The 12,488-nt window shown below is 73.8% G+C and carries 9 protein-coding genes and 1 tRNA gene; 6 read left to right on the top strand and 4 right to left on the bottom strand.

The features are described from left to right. Positions 1 to 32 precede the first annotated feature (32 nt). On the bottom strand, positions 33 to 1,211 hold the full coding sequence (locus WME85_RS02865; RefSeq protein WP_437835108.1) for a M20 family metallopeptidase: 1,179 nt from the start codon (positions 1,209 to 1,211) through the stop codon (positions 33 to 35). Between the two features lie 138 nt (positions 1,212 to 1,349). On the opposite strand from WME85_RS02865, the gene argB reads away from it, so the two are divergent. Both argB and WME85_RS02855 read left to right on the top strand, forming a co-directional pair. Next, entirely contained in the window at positions 1,350 to 2,177 is an 828-nt protein-coding gene (argB, locus tag WME85_RS02860) for an acetylglutamate kinase (RefSeq protein WP_437835106.1), read from the top strand. 52 nt (positions 2,178 to 2,229) lie between these two features. Continuing rightward, the gene (locus WME85_RS02855; protein WP_437835104.1) at positions 2,230 to 2,706 is read left to right on the top strand and encodes a hypothetical protein; all 477 of its coding nucleotides are present in this window, start codon (positions 2,230 to 2,232) and stop codon (positions 2,704 to 2,706) included. On the opposite strand, the gene WME85_RS02850 is transcribed toward WME85_RS02855, so the two are convergent. Further along, complete coding sequence (locus WME85_RS02850) at positions 2,703 to 2,900, bottom strand: hypothetical protein (protein WP_437835102.1); 198 nt, start codon at positions 2,898 to 2,900, stop codon at positions 2,703 to 2,705. The genes WME85_RS02855 and WME85_RS02850 overlap by 4 nt on opposite strands. A gap of 185 nt (positions 2,901 to 3,085) precedes the next feature. On the opposite strand from WME85_RS02850, the gene WME85_RS02845 reads away from it, so the two are divergent. Both WME85_RS02845 and WME85_RS02840 read left to right on the top strand, forming a co-directional pair. After that, positions 3,086 to 5,257 carry a hypothetical protein gene (locus WME85_RS02845; RefSeq protein WP_437835100.1) on the top strand — a complete coding sequence of 724 codons (2,172 nt, stop codon included), beginning with the start codon at positions 3,086 to 3,088 and terminating at the stop codon, positions 5,255 to 5,257. A 167-nt stretch (positions 5,258 to 5,424) separates the two neighbouring features. Beyond that, positions 5,425 to 5,497: transfer RNA gene (locus WME85_RS02840), tRNA-Ala, on the top strand. 601 nt (positions 5,498 to 6,098) lie between these two features. Here the strand turns inward: WME85_RS02840 and rd are convergent. Together rd and WME85_RS02830 are read right to left on the bottom strand one after the other, a co-directional pair. Further along, entirely contained in the window at positions 6,099 to 6,263 is a 165-nt protein-coding gene (gene rd, locus WME85_RS02835) for a rubredoxin (protein ID WP_437835098.1), read from the bottom strand. Positions 6,264 to 6,421: 158 nt separating this feature from the next. Further along, entirely contained in the window at positions 6,422 to 7,261 is an 840-nt protein-coding gene (locus tag WME85_RS02830) for an SDR family NAD(P)-dependent oxidoreductase (RefSeq protein ID WP_437835096.1), read from the bottom strand. Positions 7,262 to 7,732: 471 nt separating this feature from the next. Here WME85_RS02830 and WME85_RS02825 point away from each other — a divergent pair, with 471 nt between their 5' ends. Further along, the gene (locus tag WME85_RS02825; protein WP_437835095.1) at positions 7,733 to 8,854 is read left to right on the top strand and encodes a cytochrome-c peroxidase; all 1,122 of its coding nucleotides are present in this window, start codon (positions 7,733 to 7,735) and stop codon (positions 8,852 to 8,854) included. A 51-nt stretch (positions 8,855 to 8,905) separates the two neighbouring features. Beyond that, a complete protein-coding gene (locus tag WME85_RS02820; RefSeq protein ID WP_437835093.1) occupies positions 8,906 to 12,487 on the top strand; it encodes an AAA family ATPase in 3,582 nt (1,193 codons plus the stop codon). Position 12,488: the final 1 nt, after the last annotated feature.

Here is a 12,488-nt window from a genome sequence, read left to right as displayed (position 1 = left end):
CCATCGTTGTCCCGACGATGCCCGGGCGTGTCTCACGTCTCCGTCCCGCCGCCGCTCGCTCGCCCCAGCAGGAACGCCGCCAGCGCCTCCGCCTTCGGCGCGAGGGTCTTCACCTCGATGAGCTCGTCCTTCGTGTGGAAGCCGCTCCCCCGCGGTCCCAGGCCGTCGATCGAGGGGATCCCCATATCGGCCGTCGAGCTCGCGTCGGACCCGCCGCCGATGAGGGGCGCCTCGCCGTCGCCGAGCCCCGCCGCCCGCGCGCACGCCGCGTACTCCCGGCAGAGCGCCGCGCTCGCCTCGGTCCGCACGAGCGGCGACCGCGCGATCTCGCCGTCCACCTGCACGGCGGTGCCGGGCACCTCGACGGCCGCCTCGCGCGCGGCCGCGGCGAGCGCCGACAGGATCGCCTCGCCGTCCGCGTGGCTGCCGAAGCGGAAGTCGACCGCCGCCTCCGCCGCGTCCGGCACCGTGTTCCTGCCCTGCCCGCCGCTCACCTTGCCGACGTTGACCGTCACCCCCCGCGCGTAGTCGGTGAGCCGCTGCGCCCGGTCGATGAAGCGCGCGAGCGCCCAGATGGCGTTCGCGCCCTGCTGGTGCGCGTTGCCGGCGTGCGCCGCCCTGCCCGTGGCCCTCACCGTCGCGCCCCCGGTGCCCTTGCGCGCCGTGATGATCCTGTCCCCCTGGCGCCCCGCCTCGAACACGAGCGCGCACGCCGCGCCCGCGAGCTCGCGCTGGAGCAGCGGGCGACCCTCGGGCGACCCTACCTCCTCGTCCGACACGATCGCGAGCCGCACCGGGAGCGCCGGCAGCGCGCCGACCGCCGCGAGCGCCCGGAGCGCCTCGATGATCACCACGATCCCGCCCTTCATGTCGAGCACGCCGGGGCCGCGCGCGAGCTCCCCGTCGAGGCGGAAGCCCTCGAAGGTCCCCGGCGGGAACACCGTGTCGAGGTGCGCGACGAGGGCGACGTGCCCCGCCGGCGAGGCCTTCGCCGCCTCGCTCTCGACCACCCAGTGCGCCGCGAAGCGCGCGCTGGCGATCCGCCGCGCTTGCAGGCCGGGGATCGCCGAGAGCTCGCTCGCGATGACCTCGCCCACCGCGTCGCCGCCGCGCGGGTTGTCCGTGAACGAGTTGATGCTCACGAGCCGCTCGAGGAGCGCGAGCATCGGCTCCGCGCGGCTGGAGAGCGCCTGTCGGAGGGCCTGGATCACGGCGCCAGCATGCCACGGAAGCCCGCGCGCCGCGCTGCCCTGACGAGGCGTACCGGCGACCTCTGCCCTGGCCGCTGCAGAAGTGGTACGTGTCGCCTCCATGTTCATGAAAGGTTCCAGAGCAGCGCGGAGGCACCCGTGACAGCGTCGGAAGGACCGCTCGTCATCAAGCTCGGCGGCGAGGTCGTGGGCAGCCCGGCCCTCGCCGTCCTCGCCAGCGATCTCGCGGCGCTCAGCCGCGCGGGCACGCGCGCCGTCGTCGTCCACGGCGGCGGCGCGCAGGCCACGCGGCTGCAGGAGCGGCTCGGCATCCCCGTCCGGCAGGTGGCGGGCCAGCGCGTCACCGACGCGGAGACGCTCGACGTCATGAAGATGGTCGTCGCCGGCAAGCTCAACGTCGACCTGTGCGCCGCGCTCCTCGCCGCGGGCGCGCGGCCCGTCGGGCTCCACGGCGCGAGCGGGCCCGCCCTCGCCGCCGTCAAGCGGCCCCCGAAGGTCCACGCCAGCGTCGGGCCCGAGCCGGTCGACCTCGGCCTGGTCGGCGACATCACGGGCGTCGACCGCGGGCTGCTCGAGCTGCTCGGGAGCGGCGGGTACCTGCCCGTGCTCGCCTGCCTCGGCGCGGGCGCGGACGGGCAGGTCTACAACATCAACGCCGATACCGTCGCCAACCGCGTCGCCATCGAGCTCGGCGCCGCGGGGCTCTTCCTCGTGAGCGACGTGCCCGGCGTGCTGCGCGACGTCGCCGATCCCGCCTCGCGCATCCCGAGCCTCACGGTCGCCGAGGGGCGCGCGCTCATCGCCAGCGGCGCCGTCACGCGCGGGATGATCCCGAAGCTCGAGGAGTCGTTCGCCGCGCTCGCGGAGGGCGTCCGCCGCATCCACATCCTGGGCCGCCTGCGCCCGGGCGATCTCGCGCGCGAGGCGAGCGCGCCGGGCTCCATCGGCACCGTGCTCGTCCCCTGAGGCTCCCGGCCGGCCTCGCCCGGCCCGGCGGCGCGCCGTATGCTCCGCGCCGATGATGGACGCCCTCCGAGCAGCGCTCTCGTTCGTCCAGGCGCACCGCGAGCAGATCGCGATCGGCGCGGGCGTCGGCCTCGTCAGCTTCGTCGGGGGCATGGCGCTGGTCGCTTTCGTGCTCGTGCGGATGCCCGAGGACTACCTGGAGAAGGAGGAAGAGGAGCCCTTCCTGCCGGGGCGCCCGGCCTGGATGCGCGTGTCGGCGCGCATCGGGAAGAACTTGCTCGGCGTCCTCGGCGTGGCGCTCGGGGTCATGCTCTCGCTGCCCGGCGTGCCGGGCCCGGGCGCGCTGGTGATCCTGATCGGGGTGATGCTCCTCGACATCCCCGGCAAGCGGCGCCTGGAGCGGCGGTTCCTCGGCGCGCCGAAGATGCGCTCCTTCGCCGATCGCGTGCGCGCCCGCTTCGGCCGCCCTCCCCTGCGCGCTCCGGCGGGCGCGGGCTCCGGGGGGTCGTCGCCCCCCGGCGGACGCTAGGAGCGCCCGCGCTCGCCCGCGCGCGCCGTCCGCTCGCGCGACGTCCGCGCGCGCAGCCGGAGGTGCCACGCGAACAGCGCCGCGGCGATCGCGAGCGCGATCCCCGCCGAGACCCACTCGCGCGGCGCGAGCAGGATGCAGCCGGCCACGAAGGCGCAGGTCGCGAGCGCGAGGCGCTCTTCCGCGTCGGGCATCCAGGGCACCTCCCCGCATGGTTACCGCCCCGCGCGCCGCGCATCAAGCGCCACGCGTGGTCTCGGCGACAGCCGGCGCCCGCCCGTCGGGCCCGTGGTCGCCTCGTGCGGCGCCCGCGCGGTTGCGGTAGGTAGGTTCGACACCGGCGAGCGCTCTGCTCGCGCAGGATCGATCTCGACGCCCTATGAACTCAAAAGACGATCGCGACGAGAGCGAGCCCGAGGGCGCGCTCCGGAACGAGGACCCCAGCGAGCGCCGCGGAGCAGGCGGGAAGAGCGCCGCCGCGAAGGGCGCGGGCGAGGACCCGCCCGCGGGCGGCCGCGCCGCGGCGGACGACGACGAGCGCGCCGCGGCGGACGACGACGGCGACGCCGCCGCGGCGGACGACGCCGACGCGGATGCAGACGCGGCCGAGGCCGAGGCCGAGGAGCCGCCCGCCGCGCGCCCGCGCGGGCCCTCGTTCTGGGACATCCTCCGGGACAGCTTCTTCACGTTCGACCGCCGGACGCTCGGCTTCACGCGCATCCTGCTCGGCTTCTTCCTCATCGGCGATCTCTTCCGCCGCTCGTGGGCGTGGAGCGACATGTTCGCGGACATCGGCGTCCTGCCGAACCACGTGAACCTCTGGCGCCCGCAGGGCGGCGGCAACTTCTCGCTCGTCAACGCCTTCTCCACGCCGGGCGAGCTCTGGGTGCTCTGGGTCGTGATCTTCGCGACCTACGTCTGCCTGCTCATCGGCTGGAAGACGAAGCTCATGCAGGTGCTCTCGCTCGTGTTCGTCACGAGCATGAACGGGCGCGTCCTGCTCATCGAGAACGGCGGCTACGTCGTCCACAACCTGCTCCTGCTCTGGACGTGCTTCCTGCCGCTGGGCGATCGCTTCTCGCTCGACGCGCTGCTCGCCTCGCTGAAGCGGAGCCGCGAGCGGACCGCGGACGATCTGAACGACCGCACCACGATCGACGACCCGCTCAAGCCGGACAGCCACGTGACCGTCCTCGGGCCCGTCCTGCTGATCCAGATCGCGGCGATCTACTTCTTCAACGTGGTGCACAAGACCGGCCCCGCCTGGAAGAACGGGACCGCGATCCACTACGTGCTCTACGTCGACCGGATGGTGACGCCGATCGTGGCGGACGTCCGCGACTACGCGCCGAACTTCCTCATCCTGTTCATGACCAAGATGGTCATCTCCTTCGAGGCGGCCATCCCGGTGTGCCTCCTGTCGCCGGTCGGCCGCGCCTGGGCGCGCCGGCTCACGATGGTGATGATGAACGTGCTCCACATCGGCTTCGGCATGACGTTCGTGCTGGGGCCGTTCGCGTGGGCGCTCTGCGTGATGTCGACGCTCCTCTTCGGCCGCGAGGACTGGGAGATCGCCGCGCGCACGATGCGGCGCGCGCACCGGGCCCGGGTCGTGCTCTACGACCCGCGCTCGCCGGGCGCCGTCCTCGCCTGCCGCGTGCTGAAGCGGATGGACCGGTTCGGGCTGCTCACCTTCGAGGCGTCGAGCTCCGCGGCGCACGGGCTCTCGGCGCGTCGCCCCGACGGCGCGCTCGGCGAGGGCGCCGAGGCGCTCGCGGACATCATCGCGGCGATCCCGCTCGGCCCCGCGGTGGCGTGGGCGCTCCGCCTGCCGCTCGTGCGCGACGCGGTGACGGCGGCGATGGCGGCGGCGCACCGGCGCAGCCTGGGCCGGGCGCTCGGCGTGCGGATCCCGGAGCGCTCGGAGGTCGCGCCTCCGCCGGCGCCGCTCCGGCTCTGGGGCCGGAAGGGGCTCGTCGCGCTGCGCGAGATCGGCGTCCTCGTGATGTTCGCCGGCGCGGTCAACCAGGCGGCGGTCGAGCTCTGGGTCATCAAGAACCGCTGGAAGGTGCCTCACCCCGAGGAGACGCGGGTCCTCGCGCAGAAGCTCCGGTTCCTCCAGGGCTGGTTCATGTTCTCCCCCAACCCGGTGATGGACGACGGGACGCTCGTGGTCGACGCCGTCACCGTCGACGGCCGCCACATCGATCCCTTCACGGGCAAGCCGCCGAACTTCGACCTCCTGCACGCGAAGAGCTTCGGATACACGCAGATCTGGTGCGACTACTACGCGCGCATCAAGCTGCCGGCCAACACCACGTACCGGGACGCCATGAAGGAGTACATGTACCGCTACCCCGAGCGGACGGGCCGGCCCGAGGACGCGATCGTCTCCGGGGACGTGTACTGGGTGAAGGACTGGAACCCGAAGTGGGGCAGCACCGAGAGCTACGGGGAGGAGCGCGAGAAGCTCTTCTCGTTCCAGAACCCGAAGGCCCAGGCGCGCGCCGACGCCGAGCCGGGGCAGCCGGACGAGAGCCCCGCGAACTAGGCGGAGCCAGGCGGAGCCGGGACCAGCGCGGACGCGGCAGGCAGCGACTCGCCCGCGAACACCGACAAAGCTGACGAGACCGATGAAATCGCCGGGGCCGGACGGAAAACGCGATCCGCGCTTGACAGCCGCCCCGCGGCGAGTAGAGTCCGCGCTCTCGAAAGCGAGGGCCTGTAGCTCAGTTGGGAGAGCGCTAGAATCGCACTCTAGAGGTCGCAGGTTCGATCCCTGTCAGGTCCACCCTCGAATCGTCGCAGTCTCTTTCTTAAGCAGTTTCTCTTCAGTTCAGCGCGGCGCAACGGCGAGCATCGGCCTCGCCGCGCTGCGGTTCGCGAGCAGCGTTCGAGCTCTGCATCGAGTTCACGCTAGCTCGTGATCGAGCTCACGCCGGCTCGTGAGCAGGCCACTGCGTGGAGTCGCCGCGTCCTCTGGCGGCCGCCCGCCCGCATGCTCCGGCACGGCAGCCCCGGGCCCTGGGTGGCGGCGCCGCCGGGCTTGGCGCGCTGCGCGGAGCTCACGGCCCTTGCGGGGACTGCTCAAGGTGCAGCGCCGAGCGCGCACCGGCGCGCTGCGCGGGAGCTCGCGTCCTGCAAGGACTCAAGGTCTGCGGGCCGCGGGCGCCGAGCGCGCGCACCGGCGCGCTGCGCGGGAGCTCTCGGCCCGCAAGGACTCAACAGCAACGCGCAACGGCGCGCTCGGGATCACAAGGGGCACGGAGGGCCGGACAGCCGATGTGCCCGCCGTGCCCGCGCCCCTGTGCTGCCCGCGGCGCGCGCCTCGTCGAGGTGGGGAGCTGCGGCCGAGCTGGGGACGAGTCGAGCCAGGCGGAGGAGCGGATCGCTCACTCGTCGATCGGCTCGAAATCGACCTTGGTCGCGCCGCAATCCGGGCAGATCCAGGTCTCAGGCAGGTGCTCGAAGAGCGTCCCCGGCGCGATGCCGGTGTCGGGATCGCCGACCGCCGGGTCGTAGATGAAATCGCAGACCAGGCACCGATATTTCTTCATCCGTGGTTCTCCTCAGGGCTTGGCGAGCCGCGCACGACGCTACCACAAGGGCGGACACCGCCGAGGGCGAACCCGCCGCGCCGCCGCTCCCGCAACGCCTCGCCGGGACCGGGCCCCGGCGCCCCGACGGCGCAAGGCCGAGGCCGCCGGGGCGCCCCTCAGGGCCGCGCCGGGGCGCCGCGCACCGCGAGCTGCTTCCTGCGCAGCGCGCGCGCGATCGGCCGGTAGACGAGCCGGAGGAGCCAGCGCGGGCAGAGGACGCCGAGGTAGACGACGAGCCACGCCACCACCCCGGGCACCACGAGCGCGCGACCCCGGTCGATCGCGCGCACGAGCGAGCGCGCGCAGCGCTCCGGGGAGATCGACAGGAGCGCGGGAGGCTCGAGCTCCGTGAAGTTGCCGGCCGTCTCGTTGAACTCGGTCTGCACCGGCCCCGGACAGACCTGCGTCACCCGCACGCCGGTGCTCGCGAGGTCCAGGCGGAGGGCTTCGGTAAAGCTCGTGACGAAGTGCTTCGTGCCGATGTACGACGCCATCCCAGGCCCGAACGTGAGCCCGAAGCCGGAGCTCACGTTCGCGATCGCGCCGCGCCCGCGCGACACCATCGGGCCGACGAGCCGGTGCGTGAGGTACGCCAGGCTCGTCACGTTGAGCGCGATCATCTGCTCGGTCCGCGACCACTCGGAGAGGTCGAACGCGCCGATATCGCCGAAGCCCGCGTTGTTCACGAGGACGTCGACGGGGCCGACCTCGGCCGCGACGGCGCCGAGCATCGCGTCCACCGCCGCCCGATCGGTGACGTCGCAGCCGAAGACGAGCACGGCGAGCGCAGGGCGCGCCGCGGCGAGCTCGGCGCGCAGCGCCTCCAGACGATCCTTGCGGCGCGCCACCAGCACGAGCGCCCGCGCCCGGCGGGCGAGCTCGTGCGCCAGCGCGCGGCCGATGCCGGACGACGCGCCGGTGATGAGGACGACCCCGCTGTCGATGGGCGACTCCACAGCGGCAAGGGTTGCCCAGCGCCCCCCGGGCACGCAAGGGGCCCCCTCGCCCGGCGACCGCACCTCGCCGGACGTCACGCCGCCGCGCGCCGCCCGCAATGGCGCGCGCGCCGCCCGCAATGCCGCGCGCACGGCGACAAGAGAAAGCAAGGGGATACGGGAAAGCGTACCTGGGGGTAGATGAGCGCTCGGGAGGCAGTTCAGCGTCCATTGCGCTACCTTCGAGACCAGGAGTTGCAACCTCCCGGTAACACGCCTCCCCCGGCCAGGCGCCCCTCGCGAGGACCGCCGCGCAGCACGCCTGGCAGCCAGCGGACGCGGCGGACGAGGCGCGGCCGCGGCGACGACCGCCGCAGCGCGACGGCGGCCACGATCGCCGCGCCGCGGCGACACGGCGGCGCGGCGGCGCGCGTTGACGTTCAGGGCGGCCCTCTTTACCGTGGACCCCGTCCTCACGAGCCAGGAGACATCATGCGTTGGCCCTCATCTCTCATCAGTGTGCTCCTCGTCGCCGCCGGGCTGGGCGCGTGCGACCGGTCGGCGGAGTACGAGTATCAGGCCCCCAAGGCCTCCACCACGGGCAAGCCCGCCGCCTCCGCGGGCGCGGGCGCGGGCGAGCTGAAGCCGCTCGTCTTCGATCCGAACGACGTCAAGTCCTTCAAGGTCCTCCCCGCCAAGTTCGAGTACGACAAGAACCCGATCACCGATGAGAAGGTGACCCTGGGCCGGATGCTCTGGTACGAGAACCGCCTCTCGAAGAACCAGGATATCTCCTGCAACTCATGTCATGACCTCTCGAATTACGGGGTCGACAACAAGTCCTTCTCGTCCGGGCACAAGGGCCAGCTCGGCGGCCGGAACTCGCCTTCCGCCTACAACGCGGGCCACCACATCGCGCAGTTCTGGGACGGCCGCGCGGCCACGCTCGAGGACCAGGCCAAGGGGCCTATCCTGAACCCCGTCGAGATGGCCATGCCGGACGAGAAGCGGGTCATCACGACCCTCAAGTCGATCCCCGAGTACGTGAACCTCTTCAAGGCCGCCTTCCCCGAGGACAAGGAGCCGATCACCTACGACAACATGGCCAAGGCGATCGGCGCGTTCGAGCGCGGCCTGGTCACGCCGTCGCGCTTCGACAAGTACCTCGGCGGCGACGACAAGGCGCTCACCGCCGAGGAGAAGGCCGGGTTCCACAAGTTCATCTCGCTCGGCTGCCCGACCTGTCACACGGGCGTCGCCGTCGGCGGCTCGACCTTCCAGAAGCTCGGCCTCGTGAAGGAGTGGGCCAACCTCAAGGACAACGGGCGCTTCGACTTCACGAAGGACGAGAAGGACAAGTTCTTCTTCCGCGTCCCGAGCCTCCGGAACGTCGAGAAGACCTTCCCCTACTTCCACGACGGCTCGCTCGCGACGCTCGACGAGACCGTGACGAAGATGGCGTGGCACCAGCTCGGCGTGGAGGCCAAGCCCGAGGAGGTGAAGGCCGTCGTCGCCTTCCTGAAGGCGCTCACCGGCGACCTCCCGACCGAGTACATCAAGAAGCCCGAGCTGCCCAAGAGCACGCCGGCCACGCCCAAGGCCGACCCCACGTGAGCTGATCCGATTGCGCCGAGAGGGCGGATCAGGTCTGCTCCGCCCCCTCGGATGAGCACGAACTCCGGCGACGACGGACGATCCGCGCCCGCTCCTGAGGACGGAGCGGGCGCCGGCGAGGCGAGCGCCGATCAGGACGAGGCAGCGAGCGCGCGCGACGGGCGCACCGCGCGGGCGCTCGTCTTCGTGCGCGAGCGGTTCGACGGCGCGTGCCTCGCCTTCCCGGTCGCGGCGCCAGACGCCGCGAGCTTCGGCCGCGACGAGGACGTCCTCGTCGAGCAGCAGCTCTTCCTGCGCGAGCACGCGGCGCGCGCCCAGCCCGAGGCGATCTCCCGGCTCTCGTTCCCGCAGGGGACAGAGCTCCTCTCCGTGGACGTCGCGGTCCCGCGCGACGACCTGCCGCGCAAGCTGCGGCGCGAGGTGCCCGTGAGCTTCCCCTGCGTCGTCGTGCCCGCCGGCGCGCGGGCGGCGCAGGCGGCGCCGGCGCGCGGCGAGCACGACGCATGGGTGCTCGTGCCGAGCCTCGGCCACGCGTTCCACGTGGAGGCGGGCGAGCCGATCGAGCCGGCGATCCGGCACGAGGTGCGCCGGCTCCTCGCCTCGCAGGACCTGTCGACGTGGGAGCACCTGGGGCTCCTGCCCGGGAGCGCGCACCGCCTCGAGGTGCTCCACGCCCCGCTGCCCGAGCCCGAGCGCGGGCAGCACGGCCAGCGCGGCGTCTCCATCGCCGAGCGCGCGCGGCGGAAGAAGGCCGTGGACGCGCTCGTCTCGGTCGCGACGCCGCTCCACGTGGCCGCGCAGCGGAGCCCGCTCGCGGCGCCGCCGCTCGCCTGCCGCGACGCGGAGCTCGCGCGCCTCGCCGCCCTGCTCGACGGCGAGGAGCGCCTCGGCGTGCTGATCGTCGGGCCGGAGCACGCCGGCAAGACCGCGCTCATGCAGGCCTACGTCGCCCGCCAGACGCGGCTCGTCTACGCGACCTCGGGCGCGCAGCTCATCGCGGGCATGAGCGGGCTCGGGCAGTGGCAGGAGCGCATCCACGGCGTGATGGAGGCCGCCGCCGCGCTCGACGCGGTGCTGTACTTCGAGAACCTCGACGACCTCCTGGCCGAGCGGGTCGACGGCGGCCACGTCGACCTCGCCGGCGCGATGCGGCCCTACCTCGACGAGGGGCGCGTGCGCGTCGTGTGCGAGCTCCGCGACGACCGGCTCGACGCGCTCGAGGGCCGGCACTGGGCCTTCTTCGCCGGCCTGAGCCGCATCCGGGTCGACCCGCTCTCGGCCGCGGACACCCGCAAGGCGCTCGCCGAGCGCGCGGCGCGCGACGCCCGCGTCGAGCCGCACCGCCCGGCGGTCGCGGGCGACGCGCTGACGGCGCTCATCGATCTCGCGGAGCGCTACCTCCCCTACAGCGCGTTCCCGGGCAAGGCCGTCCGGCTCTACGAGGACCTGCGCACCGTGCACGAGCGGGAGCGGACCGCGCAGGGCGAGCCGGTCACGCTCGGGCGGAGCGACCTCCACGAGCTGTTCTCGACGCGCACCGGGATGCCCGCGTTCCTGCTGCGCGACGATCTGCCGCTCCGCGTGGACCGCGTGGCGCGCGACCTCGGCGCGAGCGTCGTCGGGCAGGAGCGCGCCGTGCGCGCGCTCGCCGAGACGATCGCCGTGGTGAAGGCGGGCCTCTCGCCGCCGGACAAGCCGCTCGCGGCGTTCCTCTTCGTGGGGCCGACGGGCGTGGGCAAGACCGAGCTCGCCCGCGCGCTCGCCGGCCTGCTCTTCGGCTCGCCCGACCGGCTCTCGCGGTTCGACATGAGCGAGTTCGCGAGCGAGGGCGCGGCCGATCGCCTGATCCGCGGGACGGACGGCGCGGGCGGGCTGCTCACGCAGCGCGTGCGCGAGCAGCCGTTCTGCGTGCTCCTGCTCGACGAGATCGAGAAGGCCCACCGGGCCGTCTTCGATCTGCTGCTCCAGGTGCTCGGCGAGGGGCGCCTCTCCGACGCGCGCGGCAGGACGGCGTACTTCCACAACGCGATCGTGATCATGACGTCGAACCTCGGCGCGGCGGAGCGGCGCGGGCAGGCGGGGTTCTCGGGCGGGCCGGGCGCGGGCTCCCCGGAGGACCGGGCCGCGCTGGACGAGGCGCACTACCAGCGCGTCGTCGCGGGCGCGTTCCGGCAGGAGTTCGTGAACCGCATCGACCGCGTCGTGCCGTTCCGATCGCTGACCCGCGAAGAGCTCGCCGAGGTCGCCCGGCTCACGACGCAGCGCCTGAGCCAGCGCCGCGGGCTCTCGGAGGCGGGGGTCGCGCTCGAGGTGTCGCCGCGGGCGCTCGCGAGGCTCGCCGAGGACGGCCACGCGCCGGCGTACGGCGCGCGGGCGCTGCGGCGCCACATCGAGGAGCACCTGGCGGCGCCGCTCGCGCGGCTGCTCGCGGGGCTCGGCGGCGAAGCGCGGGAGCTCACGGTGTGGGTCACCGAGGCCGGCGAGCCGGAGGCGGCGGCGCCGTCGTCCGAGGGCGCCGTGATCGGCCGCGCGGAGACCGCCGCGCTCCGCCTCGAGGCGCGGCGGCGGCGCGCGGCGCGTGCGGCGCAGCAGGCGTTCGGCGTCGAGCAGGTCGGCGAGCTCCGGCGCGAGGTGGACCTGTGGATGGGCCTCGGGCCGATCGAGCAGCTCCGGGAGCAGATCGACTTCCTGCTGACCCAGCTGAGCCTCGCGACTGGGCCGTCGCGCGACCGCCGGAAGGAGCTCGACGCGGCGGCGCTGCAGGCCGAGCACCACCGGCTGAGCGAGCTCTGGGGGCGGCTCGCGCGCGCGCAGGAGGAGATGCACAGCGTCGAGGAGCTCGCGCTGATGGCGCTGCTCGAGGGCGAGGAGGTGCGCGAGCTCGCGGGCGAGGCGCGCGCGGCGCGCCAGGGCTTCCGCGAGGTGCTGCCGCGCGCGCTCGTCGCGACGGAGTCGCGGCGCGACGCGATCACGCTGATCCTGGAGGAGCTCGACGAGGGGGCGTTCGAGCGGTGGCTCGCGCCGATGCTGAAGGAGCTCCCGAGGCGCGGGTGGAGCGCGACGCTGCACATCGACGGCGACCGGGCGGGCCCCGGCGACGCGGCCTGGCCCGCGAGCCGCCGGTGGGGCCCGCCGCGCGCGCCGGGCGACGTGCTCGAGGCGCTCGATCGGCCGAAGCGCGGGTTCCGGAGCGTGCTCCTCCGCTGCACGGGCGCGTACGCGGGCGCGTTCCTGTCGCTCGAGCGGGGTCTCCACCAGCTGGTGGTGAGCAAGCGGGAGGCGGGCGCGGCGCGCGACGCGTCAAACGACGGCCGCCTGCACGTGTTCGTGCACTTCGTCGCGCACGCGGCCGACATCGCCGAGGACCAGTGGGAGCACCGGTCGCTCGCGCCGCCCCCCGCCGGCTCGGCCGCGGCGCGGCGGCGCGGGGCGACGGCGCGCGAGCACGACGAGGTCGAGGGCGCGGTGCTGATCGCGGGGCGCCGGGCGCGGATCGCGATGGATCCGGGCTGGTACTGGGAGCGCCTCGACGAGGTCGCGCTGTCGCACCTGCTCCTGTTCGAGGACGAGGGGAGCGGGCTGGATCGGAGCGCGTACTTCAGCGCGGGCGAGGACGACGAGCGCCCGGACTGAC

Source organism: Sorangium sp. So ce1153 (assembly GCF_051521595.1).
Taxonomy (GTDB): domain Bacteria; phylum Myxococcota_A; class Polyangia; order Polyangiales; family Polyangiaceae; genus Sorangium.
The sequence above is the reverse complement of the archived record's forward strand: the minus strand, read 5'-3'. Positions and strand labels throughout refer to the sequence as shown.